General features: G+C 68.0%; 12 protein-coding genes and 2 pseudogenes. 7 read left to right on the top strand and 7 right to left on the bottom strand.

What is annotated here, in order from left to right; all coding sequences use genetic code 11:
* Nucleotides 1–12: 12 nt before the first annotated feature.
* A complete protein-coding gene (locus tag OG718_RS07625; protein WP_328843694.1) occupies nt 13–1,335 on the bottom strand; it encodes a HEAT repeat domain-containing protein in 1,323 nt (440 codons plus the stop codon).
* Nucleotides 1,336–1,472: 137 nt separating this feature from the next.
* On the opposite strand from OG718_RS07625, the gene OG718_RS07620 reads away from it, so the two are divergent.
* A complete protein-coding gene (locus tag OG718_RS07620; protein WP_328843693.1) occupies nt 1,473–1,841 on the top strand; it encodes a hypothetical protein in 369 nt (122 codons plus the stop codon).
* A gap of 100 nt (nt 1,842–1,941) precedes the next feature.
* Here the strand turns inward: OG718_RS07620 and OG718_RS07615 are convergent, their stop codons facing one another.
* Nucleotides 1,942–2,616 carry a GOLPH3/VPS74 family protein gene (locus OG718_RS07615; RefSeq protein WP_328843692.1) on the bottom strand — a complete coding sequence of 225 codons (675 nt, stop codon included), beginning with the start codon at nt 2,614–2,616 and terminating at the stop codon, nt 1,942–1,944.
* A gap of 580 nt (nt 2,617–3,196) precedes the next feature.
* Entirely contained in the window at nt 3,197–5,434 is a 2,238-nt protein-coding gene (locus OG718_RS07605; RefSeq protein WP_328843691.1) for an MMPL family transporter, read from the bottom strand.
* Nucleotides 5,435–5,675: 241 nt separating this feature from the next.
* Here OG718_RS07605 and OG718_RS07600 point away from each other — a divergent pair, with 241 nt between their 5' ends.
* From OG718_RS07600 to OG718_RS07590, 3 genes are all read left to right on the top strand, one after another.
* Entirely contained in the window at nt 5,676–6,407 is a 732-nt protein-coding gene (locus OG718_RS07600; RefSeq protein ID WP_143641790.1) for a TetR/AcrR family transcriptional regulator, read from the top strand.
* 109 nt (nt 6,408–6,516) lie between these two features.
* Entirely contained in the window at nt 6,517–6,936 is a 420-nt protein-coding gene (locus OG718_RS07595; protein ID WP_143641791.1) for a YciI family protein, read from the top strand.
* Complete coding sequence (locus OG718_RS07590; protein ID WP_223064968.1) at nt 6,933–8,078, top strand: RNA polymerase sigma factor; 1,146 nt, start codon at nt 6,933–6,935, stop codon at nt 8,076–8,078. The genes OG718_RS07595 and OG718_RS07590 overlap by 4 nt, the downstream gene beginning before the upstream one ends.
* 8 nt (nt 8,079–8,086) lie before the next feature.
* Here OG718_RS07590 and OG718_RS54395 read toward each other — a convergent pair whose 3' ends face one another.
* Nucleotides 8,087–8,440 carry a hypothetical protein gene (locus tag OG718_RS54395; RefSeq protein ID WP_443054937.1) on the bottom strand — a complete coding sequence of 118 codons (354 nt, stop codon included), beginning with the start codon at nt 8,438–8,440 and terminating at the stop codon, nt 8,087–8,089.
* 104 nt (nt 8,441–8,544) lie between these two features.
* Here OG718_RS54395 and OG718_RS07580 point away from each other — a divergent pair, with 104 nt between their 5' ends.
* Nucleotides 8,545–8,982 carry a VOC family protein gene (locus OG718_RS07580; protein ID WP_005474438.1) on the top strand — a complete coding sequence of 146 codons (438 nt, stop codon included), beginning with the start codon at nt 8,545–8,547 and terminating at the stop codon, nt 8,980–8,982.
* A 48-nt stretch (nt 8,983–9,030) separates the two neighbouring features.
* Here the strand turns inward: OG718_RS07580 and OG718_RS07575 are convergent.
* Nucleotides 9,031–10,220: pseudogene (locus OG718_RS07575) on the bottom strand (IS110 family transposase).
* Nucleotides 10,221–10,699: 479 nt separating this feature from the next.
* Between OG718_RS07575 and OG718_RS07570 the strand changes: the two are divergent.
* Nucleotides 10,700–12,325: an IS4 family transposase gene (locus tag OG718_RS07570; protein WP_328843690.1), complete on the top strand. Its 1,626-nt coding sequence runs from the start codon at nt 10,700–10,702 to the stop codon at nt 12,323–12,325.
* Nucleotides 12,326–12,358: 33 nt separating this feature from the next.
* Here OG718_RS07570 and OG718_RS07565 read toward each other — a convergent pair.
* Both OG718_RS07565 and OG718_RS07560 read right to left on the bottom strand, forming a co-directional pair.
* Nucleotides 12,359–13,495: pseudogene (locus tag OG718_RS07565) on the bottom strand (IS110 family transposase); the annotation flags it as partial.
* A gap of 700 nt (nt 13,496–14,195) precedes the next feature.
* A protein-coding gene (locus tag OG718_RS07560; RefSeq protein WP_328843689.1) for an IS5 family transposase occupies nt 14,196–15,004 on the bottom strand; the annotation gives its coding sequence in 2 pieces (ribosomal slippage) (nt 14,196–14,665 and nt 14,665–15,004; 810 coding nt in all).
* 171 nt (nt 15,005–15,175) lie between these two features.
* On the opposite strand from OG718_RS07560, the gene OG718_RS07555 reads away from it, so the two are divergent.
* Nucleotides 15,176–15,418 carry a DUF6411 family protein gene (locus OG718_RS07555; protein ID WP_328843688.1) on the top strand — a complete coding sequence of 81 codons (243 nt, stop codon included), beginning with the start codon at nt 15,176–15,178 and terminating at the stop codon, nt 15,416–15,418.
* Nucleotides 15,419–15,666 lie beyond the last annotated feature (248 nt).

Raw genomic sequence — 15,666 nt, 5'->3', positions numbered from 1 at the left:
GGGGCCGGTGCGTCACCCTCGCCTGAACCGCTGCCGGAACTTGTTCCAGAACGACTGGGACGCGGTGTAGCTCGCGAACCGGGTGTGCTCGTGCGGTGTGGCGATGGCGTCGAAGATGGTCCGCGCCTCGCGCCGGCGTGCCTCGTCGTCCTGGACCATCTGCGGGAACAGCAGATCCCAGCAGGTGCGGCGCAGGGCGAGGAGCGCAGAGTCGCCGACCTGGGAGTGCGACGACAGCCGGTGCAACGCGCGGGCCAACCGCAGAGGATCATCCAGTGCGGAGGTGTGCACCCCTAGGACGAGTCGTAGCGCGAGGCGCAGTTCCTGGGCGTCCGGCTCGGGTGAGTCCTGGGTGAGCGTGGCCTCGACGGCTCGCGCGGCGGGCGGCGTGTGCCGTATGCGGCGCAGCCTGCTCGTCAACTCCCGGTCATGGCCCCGTGGTTCGCCATGGGCGGCCAAGGCGATCGCCGAGCGGATGACATCGGCCGGGGGCGGCGCTTCCCAGTCGGAGAACATGTCTCTCTCGACTGGGTTGTTGTCGAGCTTGTTCAGACTGCCGACGGCCTCCCATCGACTTGTGTTGTCCTTGTCGTCGAGTGCGAGAAAGACCAGCGAGTCTCTGATCTGCGACTCGGAGGGCCTGCCGGTGCCGTCGTCAGGCAGCTGCGTCATCAAGTGCAACAGGCGTACCCGGCCCAGCGGGGAGGCCTCGGCCTCGAACCGTTCCCGTGCCTGCGCCAAGGAGACCCCGTAGCTCCGTAGTGAGGCCAACAGCGGGTCGAACACGAGGCTTCTGTTGATGTTGTGGTCAATGAGGGTGACAGCGTCGAGCAACGCGGGCACGGCCCGGTCGGCGTGGATGTCACACAGCGCCTGGGCCGCCGCGGGGATACACGTACGGTCCGACAGTGCGGCCGTGAGCACGGGCGCCGCCCGCTGGTCACCGAGCTGACGCAGAGCCTCGATGATCCCCTGTTTGAGGTCGTGGGGATCCCGGTAGTTCGTGTCCTGCGCCGACCGCTGGGGGAGGCTGTTGCTGGGGATCGTGCGGTAGCGCTCGAGGTCGGCGCCCAATCCGTGCTCGTCGCTGAGTCTGTCGCTCTCCTCGTACCAGGCGGTCCACGCGGCCTGGACCGCGGCGACACGCTCGCGATGCCCCGCGGTGGCGGCCAGGAGATCCTCGAGACGCTCGATGAGTGCCTGGACTGCTTGCGGCCCCATCGTCCGCAGCTCGACGATGGCCAGGTCGCGAGGACTTGGGGTGTTGCCGCCGCCGTAGTCGCCCGTCTGCCAGATACTCAGGTTCTCAATCAGCTTTTCGAGCTGCCTGCCCATCCGCGTCGTGATCTTTCTGTGTGGCCCTCCGGCACCGCGCGTTCGAGCGTCCGTGCCCGAACGCCGGGAACTCTACTGAGGGACGCCGGGAGGGGTCCCGAGATGAAGAGAACCCCACCGACACCAAGGAGGTTCAGATGCTCGAAGGTGTGCTGATCGCCGAAAGCCTGCGGGTCGGGGCCGAGTTGACCGGGATCCCACTGCGGATCACCAAGCTGACACGGGTCGAGATGACCGACCCCGGGCAGGAGCAGCCACGGCTCTGGACATTGCTGGACTTCACCGCCGATGAGCTCGAAGCCCAGCGACTCGCGGATCAGCTGGCGTCGTGTCTCTTGTCAACGGGAGGCTGGTACACCGACTTTCACACCGCGCGCGACACGTTCGTGATCTTTGCGGACAAGGTCTTCCGCTATCCACGCGGGCAAGCCGAAGGGCGTCGCGAAGCCCAGGACTACGGGCGCTCCGTCGGTGTCCCCGAACAGCAACTCGACTGGCACGCCTGACCTCGGCGTCCGCTTGAGCGAAGCTCGACGCGCCAGAACAATCACGACGCCCCAGAACGTGGGGAGTTGCGGGATCGTCCGGACAAGTCCCCACTGAGCCCTAGTTGGTGACGGTGACAGCCACAGCGGTCCCCACAGAGACCGCTGCCACGGTCCGCATCACGGCGGTGTTCACCGCTTCGGCGCTCCAACTGGCCTGCTCCAGTTCCTTCGCACGCTTGTAGACCTTGCCCGACCACGGGATGGAGCGGTGCAGGCTCGGCAGGGTGCCGCTCGCGGAGAGCAGTCCGATCACCGCCGCTGTACGGGCATCGGGCTCCTCGCCGTAGACCAGGACGGCGCGGACTCTTTCCAGTAGAGCGTTCTTGTGCCCGGTGTCCGCGGCCTTCGTGGAAGTCGAACGGAACAGACCCAGCGTCTTCTTGCTCTCCTGACGCAGCATGCCCCGCTCGACGAGTCGCTCGAGAACGGTCTCGCGCAACCCTGTGCCGATCTCGATGAGGAGGGTCTGCACACCTCGCACTCGGTCGGCGACCTGCTCATGGGCGGTCTGGAGCACAGGGTCCGACAGCGGATCGCCGGAGACGGCGTGGACCTTCAGACCGTTCAGTCCCTTGTCGTTCTCGTCGACCGTGACGTGTCCGTCGAGGCCGAGCTCGACGAGAACGGCGCCACCGAGGGTGTAGTACAGCGTGCCCGCTCCCGCGATCGCTCCCGACTTGTCGTCCATCAGCAGCAGCATCAGGTCTTCGACAATGAGGGTCTCGTTTTGCATGGTCCAGTTCCAACCGTTGGCGTCGTGAGAGGCCCCGGGAGCGGGCCTCAGCCCAAGCTAGGCCCGAATGGACAGTGTGAGGAGCGTGGCCTGTCATCACTGTTCGTGACAGACGTCATGAGTGTCCCGTGACAGCCCGCCCCGGCGATCAGCCGACCGCGATGCACGTCATCGAGGCGCCGTCGTCGGTTGTCGGTCGTGGGGGAGGCGCACGGTGAAGATGGTGCCTTCGCAACCTCGGCTTCGACGGCTGTCCGACTCTGCTATTCGTCCAGGCGGACGAGTCGGCCATGGAGGACGTCCACGCGGTACTGCCCGAGACCCTAGCGCCGGACAATCCCGGCCTGGTCAACGTCAGCCGCCCCTCGGACGCACTCGCCGCGAAACGCTCCACACAGGCCGACTTCTCCGGCCTCTTCGTCGGGGTGGCCGGTGTAGCCCTGCTCGTCGGTGGGATCGGCGTCGCCAACACCATGGTGATTTCCGTTGGAGGCCACCAGGCGGCGAACGCCGACCGCGCGGCAGTGCCCGCCTCTCGTGCGGAAGAGGCGGGCACACAGCGGCGCATGGGCTCGGTGGATCAGACTCCCGTCGAGTCCTTCACGTACGGCGGCTCCGCTGCGGAGACCGGTGCGGCCGTGGGCGCGGGGCCGCCCTCACTGAGGCCGAACCGCCCGTGGAACTTTCGCAGGAAGCCGGGCGCGTACCAGGCCGAGCGGCCGAGCAGGCGCATCGCGGCCGGAACGAGGATGCCGCGTACGGCGACGGCGTCGATGAGGATCGCCAGTCCGCTGCCCAGGCCGAACAGCTGCATGAAGCTGAGCTTGGCCGTTCCGAACGCGAAGAAGCTCACCGCGAGCAGACAGGCCGCCGCGGTGACGATGCGGCCCGTGTGCCCCAGGCCGTTGGTCACGGCGGACTCGTTGTCCTCGCCCAGGTCGTGGAGTTCCTTGATCCGGCTGGTGACGAACACCTCGTAGTCCATCGAGAGGCCGAAGGCGATGCAGAACATCAGCACGGTCATCGACACATCCATCGGCTGCGCCGTGAAGCCGAGCAGGGAAGAGAGGTTGCCGTCCTGGAAGATCCAGGTCATGACGCCGAGGGTCGCTCCCAGGCTGATCATGTTGAGGACCAGCGCACGCAGTGGCTGTACGACGCTGCCGGTGAACAGGAAGAGGAGGAGGAAGGTGGTGAGGGCGACCAGGGCCACGGCGAGCGGGAGCCGGCTGCCGACGGAGTCCTTGGAGTCGACCAGTACGGCGTCGACTCCGCCCACCAGGGGGTGTGACCCGGAGGGCGGGGCGACCGCCCGCACCTCGTCGACCAGGCTCTGGGCCTCGTCGGACTTCGGTGACAGGCCGCTCACCACGTTGATCTGCTGCGCGTCGGGGCGGCCGAGGGCGCTGTTGCCGGGGCCGGTCGCCGTGGACGCTCCGTCGGCGTAGGTGCCCGTGCCGGTCTCGACGCGGACCACGCCCTTGAGCCCGGACAGTTCGACCGCGTACGACTCCAGTGGGGCCTTGCTCACGGCCTTGTCGATGACGACGTGGAGGGCCGCGTTGTCATTGCCGTTGAACTTCTCCTGCAGTACCGACGAGACCTGGCGGCTCTCGGAGTCCTCGGGCAGCACGCGTTCGTCCGGTGTGCCGAAGGTGATGCCGAGGAGCGGACTCGCCGCCACCAGCAGGACCGCGAGCACGGGCAGCGCGGTGAGCGCGGGCCGCCGCATGACCGTGCCGGCCAGCCGTCCCCAGAAGGGTTCCCGGGTGCCGGAGCGCTCACGGTTCGCCCACGGCAGCCGCCCGCTGTTGACCCGGTGCCCAAGGACGACGAACAGAGCCGGCATCACGAACAGGGTGCTGACGGCCGCGATGGCGACGACACCGACCCCGGCATAGCCGAACGAGCGCAGGAAGTACTGAGGGAACACCATGAGCGCCGCGAGCGCGGCCGCGACCGTCGCGGCGGAGAACGCGACCGTACGGCCCGCGGTGCTCACCGTCCGCCGGACCGCGTCGTCCACGCTCGCCCCCGCCGCGAGCTGCTCCCGGAACCGGCTGACCATCAGCAGCGCGTAGTCGATACCGAGGCCGAGGCCCAGAGCCGTGGTCAGGTTGACCGCGAAGATGGAGACGTCGGTGACGCTGCCGAGGACGAAGAGCTCCGCGAACGTGCCCATGATGGCGATGATTCCGATCGCCAGCGGCAGCAGGGCCGCGACCATGCTGCCGAAGACGAGCAGAAGCAGCACGAGGGTGAGCGGCACCGCGATGGCCTCGGCCAGGACGAGATCCTCGCCCGACTGCGTGCCCATCTCACTGTTCACGGCGGCACCGCCACCTGCCTGGACCGTGAACGCATCCTTGTACGGCCCGGTGTAGGCGTCGATGACGCTCTTGGCGTTCTCGTCCCGCTCGGTGTCCTCACCCTTCACATGCGCGAGCACCATGGCTTCGCGGCCGTCCTCGGAGCGGAGGTCGGGGCTGGCCGTGTCCCAGAACGAGACCACGTTCTCAAGGTTCTTTTCCTTCTTGAGGTCGGCCACCAGGTCCCGGCCGCTCTGCTGTGCGGCCGGGGCGTCGACACGGCCTTCGGAGGCGCGGACCAGCAGGACCAGGTTCGTCTCCCCGCCGAACTTCTCCTCGATGACCTTCCCGGCCCGGGAGGACTGGGAGGCCGGGTCGTCGTAGCCGCCTCCCAGCAACTTGCCGAACGCGCCGGCGCCGAGGACTCCCATGAGGGCCACAGCCACGGCGGCGACGACGAGTACCAGCCGGGACCGGCGAATCGCCAGTTCGGCTATGCGTTCAAACACGCCCGATCTCCTTTGATGTCCATACGGTGAAAACGGCGCGAAACGGCCGGAGTTGAGCAACGTGAGGCCGGCGCGGTGCCCTGCGGAGCCTCTTCACCCCGCCAGAAGCCGGTGCGGTGTCGCACTCTTCGTCGCCGAGACAGACGTTAGTGAGGACAAAGAAGATTTGGCAGTGTTAGATTTTCCGCACACCCCGCAACTCCTGGGTGGCCCACAGGGGCGACCGTCGTACGGTCGCCGCATGCCCGCGGAGGAACACGCAATGGCCCCGCCCACCCTGCGTCAGCGACGCAGGGCCGCCGCCACCCAGGAGATCCTGGACGCCGCCGAGCGCCACATCGGCGAACGAGGACCCGCGGCCCTGTCCCTGCGAGCGGTCGCCCGCAGCCTCGGAATGACCGTGCAGGCGCTCTACCACTACTTTCCGAGCCGGGACGCCCTCGTCACAGCGCTCGTCACCAAGGCGTACGACGACCTGGCCGATGCCGTGCAGGCCGCCGTCGAGACCGCGCCGGACGACTCGGCCCTGCCGCGCCTGGTGGTCGCGGCCGAGGGCTACCGCCGATGGGCCATCGCCCATCCCGAGCGCTTCCAACTCCTCTACGGAACACCGCTGCGGGACTACGCGGCACCGGTCGACGGCCCGACCACCCAGGCGACGCGCCGGATGAGCTCGATCTTCGAGCGCGAGATGTTCGACGAGTTCACCGCGGAGCAACTCGCCGCGGCCGACGCCCCCGCACTCTCGCCCTCACTCCGGGCATACCTGGAACAGCTTCCGCATTACGGTCTGGGGTATCTGCCGCCCCCTGCGACCGCTCTGCTGCTGAGCGCGTGGGGGCACCTGCACGGCCTTGTCGTCCTGGAGGTGTTCGGGCACACGTCTTTCCTCGGTGACCACCAGGCCGAGATCTTCCGCATGGCCATGCGGACCCTGATCGAGGACATCCACCGCCGGATCCCGCACACGTGAGCAAGCCGTGTCAGAAAGATTGGACGGCGATGTCGAGAATCCGTGGCCTGCTCCGTCCCCGCAGTGAACGCGGCCACAATGGGCCGCACCAGTACCGAGGAGAGACACCATGGCCAAGTACCTGCTGCTGAAGCACTACCGAGGCGCCCCGGCATCGGTCAACGACGTGCCCATGGACCAGTGGACGCCGGAGGAGATCTCGGCGCACGTGCAGTACATGAACGACTTCGCGGCGCGGCTGGAGAAGAGCGGCGAGTTCGTCGACAGTAAGGCGCTGGCTCCCGAGGGGACGTTCGTCCGGTTCGACGGTGAGGGGCGTCCGCCGGTCACCGACGGGCCGTTCGCCGAGACCAAGGACCTCATCGCCGGCTGGATGATCATCGACGTCGACAGCTACGAGCGTGCCGTCGAGCTGGCGGGGGAACTGTCGGCCGCCCCCGGGGCCGGTGGCAAGCCGATCCACGAGTGGCTGGAGCTGCGCCCGTTCTACAGCGCGCAGCCCACGGTCACGGAATGCACTTGGAAGTGAACGAGGCCCTGCTCCGGAGCCTCACGCCGAACGTGCTCGGGATCCTCGTCCGCCGCGGAGCCGACTTCGCGGCGGCCGAGGACGCCGTGCAGGACGCGCTCATCGAGGCGGTGCGCGTGTGGCCGGCCGACCCTCCGCGGGATGCGAAGGGCTGGCTGGTCACCGTTGCCTGGCGCAAGTTCCTCGACGCGACCCGCGCGGACACCGCCCGCCGTCGACGCGAGGAAACCGTCGATGAGGAACCGGCCCCCGGGCCGGCCCCCGCAGCGGACGACACGCTCCAGCTGTACTTCCTGTGCGCCCATCCGTCGCTGACGCCGTCGTCCGCGGTCGCGCTCACGCTGCGCGCGGTCGGCGGGCTGACGACCCGGCAGATCGCCCAGGCCTACCTGGTTCCGGAAGCGACCATGGCGCAGCGCATCAGCCGGGCCAAGCGCACCGTCTCCAGCGTCCGGTTCGACCAGCCCGGCGACGTCGCCACCGTGCTGCGCGTCCTCTACCTGGTCTTCAACGAGGGCTACTCCGGCGACGTCGACCTCGCCGCCGAGGCCATCCGGCTCACTCGGCAACTCGCCGCCTCGATCGACCACCCCGAGGTGGCGGGGCTGCTCGCCCTCATGCTGCTCCACCACGCCCGGCGCGCCGCCCGGACCGCGCCCGACGGGAGCCTGGTGCCGCTCGCCGAGCAGGACCGCGGCCGGTGGGACACGACGTCGATCGCCGAGGGCGTCGAGATCCTGCAGGCAGCCCTCGCCCGGGACAGGCTGGGCGAGTTCCAGGCCCAGGCCGCCATCGCCGCGCTCCACGCGGATGCGCCCGTCGCCGAGGAGACCGACTGGGTGCAGATCGTCGAGTGGTACGACGAGCTCGCCCGCCTGACCGACAACCCGGTCGTCCGCCTCAACCGCGCTGTGGCCGTCGGCGAGGCCGACGGACCGCGCGCCGGCCTGGCCGCGCTCGCGCCTCTCGACGACTCACTGCCCCGCCACACCGCGGTGGCCGCCTACCTCCACGAACGTGACGGCGACCTGACGACGGCGGCACGCTTGTATGCCGAGGCGGCCCAGAAGGCCCCCAACCTCGCCGAACGCGCCCACCTCACCCGCCAGGCAGCCCGCCTGAACACCCGCCGGCCTCGCTGACTTCTCGTTCAGTTGCTTCCGTCCGCGAGGGGACGGTAGACCAGCGAGGGGTGCGTGTAGTTGCTCGGGGTGGCCGACGCGGAGGCCCCCAGGGCGCGGCCTGCGGCGATGGCGATGAACCATTCGTCGGTGTAGGCCACCTCGATGGTCGCGATGGGCCGGGCCGTCGGCGGCCACAGGTCCGTCGTCGTGGTGCCGGCCGGCGGACCGCCGAGCTCATGGATCACTGGGGTGGCGATCACCACGGTGTCCTGATCTTCGTCCTCGTGCACGGCGCGTACACGGCCCAACGGGCGCTCGCGGCCGGGGTACTGGATGAGGTGCAGATCCATCAGATCCCTGTGCTGCTGGGTGGCGGCCATCGATTCCTAATGCCGTTCGTCAAGCCGCGGCGCACGCTTGAGGTAGCGGGCAGGAGGTGTCGGAGGTGCGCGGTACAGTCCGTTCATCCGACTGGGGAGGGCTCATGGGGACCAAGTGGAGCTTGACGATCGACTGCGCGTACCCGGGGAAGCTGGCCGCGTTCTGGGCGCTGGCGTTGGGCTACGAGGAGAAGCCCGCGCCCGCAGGGTTCGGGAGCTGGGAGGAGTGGTTCTCGCATCATGAGGTTCCGGAGGACGAGTGGGATGACGGGGCGTACCTCTCAGATCCGGACGGCGTGGGCCCTACCTTGTCCTTCCTGAAGGTGCCGGAGCCGAAGGTGGCGAAGAACCGGCTGCATATCGATGTGCAAGTTGGTGGCGGCCGTGAAACCCCGTGGGAGGTGCGCTGGCCGCGCGTGGTCGAGGCGGTGGAGCGGTTGACCGCTGCGGGCGCGACCGTGGTCCGCGAGGACGAGTTGCAGGGCAGGCCGGATCACGTGGTGATGGCAGACCCGGAAGGTAACGAGTTTTGCCTGGTCTGACGGGGTCGGTCAGGCCAACTGGCGGCGCGCAGCGTGTCGCGTCCCTTCCTATGCGGCTGCCCTTGCCGGCGGAGCTGGCTCGTAGCGCCGTCCGTCGCGCAGAAGGGCCCAGAGGACGTTGACGCGGCGGCGAGCGAGAGCCAGGACGGCCTGGGTAGGGCGCTTGCCCTCGGCACGTTTGCGATCGTAGAAGCGCCGGGATTCCTCGCAGTGGCGGATGCTGAACAACGCCGAGGTGTAGAAGACGCGTTGGAGGCGGCGGTTGTATCGCTGCGGGCGGCGCAGGTTCCCCGCTCAGCTTCCCGGAATCGCGGGGCACCGGGGCGACGCCGCCGAAGCCGGCGAGGCGGTCGGCGGTGCCGAACGCCGTCATGTCGCCGCCGGTGGCCGCCAGGAACTCGGCGCCGAGGATGATGCCCAGGCCGGGCATGCTGGTGATCACTTCGAAGTCGTGGTGGTCGCGAAACCGGGCCTCGATGAGCTTGTCGAGCTCGGCGACCTGCTGGTTGAGGCCCATCACCTCCATCGCCAGCGTGTGAACCATCTCGGCGGTCAGCTTCTCGCCTGGCAGGCTGGTGTGCTGGCGTTCGGCGGCTTGGACGGCCGTCTCGGCGAGCTTGTCGGCGCGGACGACATGGCGATTGCGCAGCCAGGTCTCCAGCCGCTTGGCACCGAGTCGTCGGATGGCGGCCGGGGTCTGGTAGCCGCTCACCAGGGTGAGCGGGCCGGTGTTGGTGAGGTCCAGCGCGCTCCAGGCCGGGGAAGATGCCGGAGAACTGGGCGCGGAGGCGGTTGACGGTGCGGGTGCGGTCGGCGACCAGGTCCATGCGGCGACCGGTGAGGATCTTCAGGTCGACGACCGTCTCGTCGCCAGCACGTAAGGGGTGCAGGTCGCGTCGGACGCGGACCTGGTCGGCGATGACGGCAGCGTTCTTGGCGTCGGTCTTGCCCTCGCCGCGGTAGCTCTCGGAGGCGCGGTGGCTGGCCCGGCCGGAGATGTAGTGCACCGGCTGGTCGTGGTTGAGGAGGATCGCGATGGCGAGGGCGGCTCCGCCGTCAGCCAGATCAATGCCCCAGGTCGCCTTGTCGCCCAGGGCCAGGACGTCAGCGAGTAGTTCGAGGAGCTCGGGTTCGTCGTTGGTGACGCGTCGGGACAGCAGCCGGCGGCCGCTCTCGTCGATCGCGACGCAGTGATGGTGGGCTTTGCCTGCGTCGATGCCAGCCCAGATCGCGGCCATGTGGTGCCTCCGTGCGGTGCGGTGCTGGTGCCTCCCGACGGACGACCTCGCTGTCGATTCCCTACGGAGCGATCATTCGCAATTCCTAATTGGAAGCCGAGTCGTCGTGGGGCATCGGGCGGCAAATCGATGGAAGCCACAAGTGGCAGAAGTTTGAAAGCCACACCCGACGCCCCTGGGTGGATGAACCATACGAAGGGCTCACCACGTCCCGCAGAACAACGTAGACACCTCACGTTGCTATGCCGTCAAGCGGCGGCGGCAAGTTCGGTGGGGTAAGCGGTGTGTTCGTCGAACAGTTTGTGGTGCTGGAGGCAGTGGTAGAGCTGGCCGATCATGCGGTTGAAGCAATGCCACGAAGTTAAGACTGGCCCCGCGTCGTCAAGGACTGTCGGTGCATGCGTAGTTCGGGGCACGTAAGACGGGATCCCCTGGTAGGAGGAAAGCCGACCAAGACTTCTTCCGTTCAGAGGATCCCGTTGCCGAGCCAGTCTGTCACCCGCACCTTGACGCGTACTACGACCGTTGCCGCTGGCGCCTTTGCTCCCGGGCACCTCGGCGGGTTAACCCAGTTCCTGCCCTTCGAGCTCGTGGACGACGTACTCGAGCAGACCGGAACCCTGCAGCGCCGCGTGCGTACTCTTCCGTCCCGGGTCGGTATCTACTTCGTGCTGGCTCTGGGACTTTTCCCGGGCCTGGGTTACCAGCGTGTCTGGGACAAGCTCGTGGCCGGTCTGTCCGGGCTGAACCTGTGTACCCCTTCGGAGGCAGCCCTGCGCCACCTGCGTAAACGGCTCGGACCAAAGCCGTTGGAGCTGCTCTTCAATGTGCTCGCGGTGCCGCTGGCACGCCCTTCGACGTCAGGCGTGTGCTACCGGCGCTGGCGGACCGTCGCTTTCGACGGCTGCAACTCCCTCAAAGCACCCGACATGCCGCGAATTCGAGCCTTGCTCGGCAAGGTCCGGCACCACTGGGGCATGTCCGGCTACCCCTCTTTGCGGCTGACCGTGCTGTGTGAGACCGGAACCCGCGGCCTCCTCGGCGCCGTCTTCGGCCCCGCCGAAGCCGGCGAGATCGTCCAGGCGGGTCGGCTGCTGCCGAGGCTGACCTCGCAGATGCTGCTGCTGGCCGACCGCGCCTACGACGGCGACGAGTTCCTGGGCCAGGTCGCTGACACCGGCGCCCAGTTCCTGGTCAGACTGTCTGCCCGTCGGCGACCCGCGGTTCTCGCGGTCCTGCCCGACGGCTCTTATCTCACCCGCTTCCACCACGTGCACGTGCGCGTCATCGACGCGGACATCACCGTCACCACCAGCAAAGGTCAGAGCATCACTGGGCGCTACCTCCTCGCAACCACACTCACCGACCACCGGCGCGACCCCGCCGACACTCTCCTGCGCCTCTACCACGAGCGCTGGGAGATCGAGACCGCCTACTACTCCCTGCGGCACACGCTGCTGACCGGACGAGTCTTGCGCTCCCAGGATCCACGCGGCCTCGAGCAGGAGGTCTGGGCCCTGCTCACCCTCTACCAAGTGCTACGAATGGCCATGACCGACGCCGTCGAATCGCTTCCCGGAGCCGACCCCGACCGGGCCAGCTTCACCGTCGCTCTCCACGCGGCCCGCGACCACGTCATCCGCGCCGATCACATCGTGCCGGAACGGACAAACAGTCAGGGCCTGGCGGCAGCAGTCCGGACGGGCCTCCTGCCGCCCAGACGGGCACGCACCAGCGCCCGCAAGGTGAAGTCCCCGACCTCGCGCTATCCGGCGCATCCGACCAGCGGGCACCCCCTGAAAAGCCAAAATGTCACCAGCCTCACTGTTGTACTTCGAGCTCAGCCGGCCTCAGCCCGACCCACGGGACACGGCGGACAACGCAACCAGGTCCTGCAGATCATTCGCACCGCACCCAGCCGGGTCTGGCACGCCCGCGACCTCGCCGCAGCTCTCGGGATCACCACCCGCTACGACAGCTTCTGCGTCCAGCTCGGCCGCTGGACCCGCGAAGGACTCCTCAACAAGGTCGCTAACGCCACCTACACACTCGCCACCGACTGGATGCCGCCCGACACTCAACCCTCCAGCCAAGAACGCTCTTGACGACGCGGGGCCAGCCTTAACTTCGTGGCATTGGCGGTTGAAGAGGTTCCGTTGGGCAGCTGCGTGCCAGTCGCCATGCTCGCGTCGGCGTCGGTAGTGGGCGCCGGCCCCCGGCGAGTGACGCAGGGCGGCGAAGGCCCATAGGTAGCCGGCATGGTTGAGCCGGTCGTTCTTCACCCAGCGTCGGGTGATGGACGATTTCTTGCCGGAGGCCCTGGTGATGGGTGAGGCGCCTGCGTATGCCTTCAGGCCGCGGGCGTCGGCGAAGCGGGTGTGGTCGTCCCCGGTTTCAGCGAGGATCCGGGCGGCGAGCTGGATGCCGAGCCCGGGGAAGCTCAGCAGGATCTCGGCGTCCGGGTGCTGAGGGAACACCTCCTCTACCGCCTTCGCGAGATCGTCAGCTGCGGTGCAGGCGGCTTCCAACTGAACGAGGAGGGCGAGCATCTGCTTGCCGAGGGCGTCCTCGACCAACAGCGGCTGGTGGGCCCAGTCGGCCCGGAAGATGTCACGGATGCGGTCGGCTTCCGCCTCGATGCCACGCTTGCGGCCGGACCGCTTGAGGGCGGCCTGGAGCTGGGTGCTGGTCATCCGCGCGGCCCGGATGGGGGTCGGTGCGGCCTTCATGAGCTCGCGGGCTTCGGGGCGGCAGAGGCCGTTGGTCCAGGTCGCGAAGGCGTCCAAAGCGGCGGGGTAGTACTCCCGCAGCAGGGAACGGAGCTGGTTGGCGAGCTGCTGCCGGTTCCACAGAGAGTCCTGTTGAGCGCGAGCGAGCACGGCGATCGCGCGGCCGAGGTCGGAGTCGTCGGGCAACGGCCTGTGGGCGTGCATGTCGGTGCGCAGGATGTTCGCCAGCACCAGGGCGTCACCGGGGTCGGACTTTTTGCGCGAGACGCTGTGCCGGTCGCGGTAGCGGGCCGCGGCCATCGGGTTGATCGCGTACACCTTCCGCTTGCCGGTCCGCAGCACCGCCACCAGCAGACCACGGGACGTCTCGATCGCCACCGGGATCGGGTTGTCTTTGGTGTCGCCGTACTCGGCGAGCAGCTCGATCAGGATCTTGTAGCCAGCGGCGTCATCGGCAATGTGCCGCTTGGCCAGTAACTCGCCGGTATCGTCGACGAGAGCGACATCGTGGGTGCGTTCCGCCCAGTCGATTCCGCAGTAGATCAAGGTGTTCCTCCCCAGCGTGCTGGTTTTTGCGCTGGTCACGAGCGCATGCGGGGCCACGCAGCGACCTAATCCCAGGCCTCAACCACAAGGGCAGGGCCGACACCTCACTAGCCGTTCGTGGCACCAGCGCACCCCACGGGCCCCGGTCTATGCGGGAGCTTAGACGGCTCGGGCATCGCAAGAGGTCACCATGCGGTGGGCTCGCACCACCAACACCAACGAGTGATCAAGAATTCGGTGTTGACGGTGGTGGCAGCCACGAGGACACCGGACGCTACCGCTCTACGTTGGGGCCTGAAGGCCGGGGAAGTTTTGGGCATCCGCCCGGCGCCCACGTGACCGTCACCACCATGAGCACCAGAACCGTGCACGCTGCCTAAAGCGAGGCGTTGCCCGCCCGGCAGCCACTAGGTGTCACGGTCCGGCACTCGAACATCCCGGGAAGCAACCGCTTCCTCGGAACGCCGTTAGCAACGGATTAGGGACTGTTTGACGTCCTGCCGTCGCAGATCGAATTGGAGATCCTCCAGGTGATCGACACACCGGAGGCCACCCACATCCGCTACCGCGTCCGTCGCTGAGCCGACCGATCGGCAGGATGGGGGTGGTTGGCCGGGGGGCCGACTCGCTGGTGCGGGGACGCTGCCGTACCCCAAACCTCGAACCCCGGATCTTGCGGACCGCCCACTTACTGATGGTTTCAGAATGAGGTTCGGAGTCGTCTCAAGCAGATGATGCTGCAGGCAAGTTGGAGGAAGCCCAGGTGGAGATCTGCGCGCTTCTCGTAGCGGATCCGCAGCCGTTTGAACTGGTGCAGCCAGGCAAATGTGCGCTCCACGACCCAACGCGTCTTTCCCAGGCCGGAGCCGTGCGTGATGCCTTTTCGGGCGAACTTGGGTGTGATGCCGCGAGCCCGGAGAAGGCGGCGGTACTTGTCGTAGTCGTAACCGCGGTCGGCGAACAGCCGAGTTGGCCGGTGCCTGGGTCGACCGCGGACACCGCGGATGCGGGGTATCGCATCGAGCAGGGGCATCAGCTGGGTGATGTCGTGGCGGTTCCCGCTGGTCAGTGAGACGCAAAGGGGGGTGCCTTGCCGGTCGACGATCAAGTGGTGCTTGCTGCCGGGCCGGGCCCGGTCGACCGGCGAAGGTCCGGTGTGAGCCCCCCTTTCAGAGCCCTCACGTGGGATCCGTCGATCGCGGCGTCGTCCATGTCCAGCAGACCCGCCGCACGCAGCTCGGCCAGCAGCACCTCGTGCAGTTGCGGCCAGACACCGGCCTCGGTCCAGTCCCGCAGTCGCCGCCAGGCCGTCACGCCACTGCAGCCGACCTGTTCTGCGGGAACGTCCCGCCAGCTCACGCTTTTGCACGGCACGTAGACGATGCCTCTGAGCGCAGCCCGGTCATCTGCCGGCAACCGCCCCGGATACCGATGCCGCCGAGGCGGCCGAGCAGGTAAAAGCGGGGCTACACGTTCCCACAGGTCATCAGGCACAAGTTCAGCAGCCACTCAACCGATCCTGCCGACACAACACCCAACTGCCAAGCCCCACAACGAATGTCATTCTGAAACGGTCAGTTAGGGGTGCGGAACGCCGCGTGCGACGACGGCGTGCGGGTACCCGGGCACTTCGCCCGACGAAGGGCCCGGTGAAGGACCCGATGAAGGAGGAGTCAATTCATGATGATCGTCGGTATCGTCGCCGTCTGCGCCGTACTGCTCGTGCTCGCGTTCGTGCTGCCCAGGCTGTCGCGTCACCCCCAGAACGGAACGCAACGCACCCTCGGAGCCGGCGGTCAGGTCGCGGGCAAGGCGCCAGGTCCCCTGGGCAGGCTGCTGCGCAAACCCTTCAGCAGCAGCTCCCGAGCCATTGGCCGCAGCGGTGCCGCCGGCCGTCGTACGCGGGGCCGTATGCCTTTCTGACGGGCCGTAAGGCTGCTGACCCGATCGTGGATGGGTCATGCCTGCGCTCCGGAAGCCGTGACACGCGGTCGCACGAGTTGGAGGGCCCGAGCGCGCCCTCGCCCTGGCAGAACTCCGCGAGTCTGCCAGGGCGAGCCGAACCACTACGGATTCCCGTGCGATCGGCGGGTCGTGGGCGCCGTCGCGATGACCGTCGGCTCCGCGTGGTCGGGCGGAGGGAGTCGGCCGTAGGGGAACGTGGTGGCCGG

The organism is Streptomyces sp. NBC_00258 (assembly GCF_036182465.1).
Taxonomy (GTDB): Bacteria; Actinomycetota; Actinomycetes; order Streptomycetales; family Streptomycetaceae; genus Streptomyces.
This window is presented reverse-complemented; position numbering and strand designations above follow the sequence as displayed.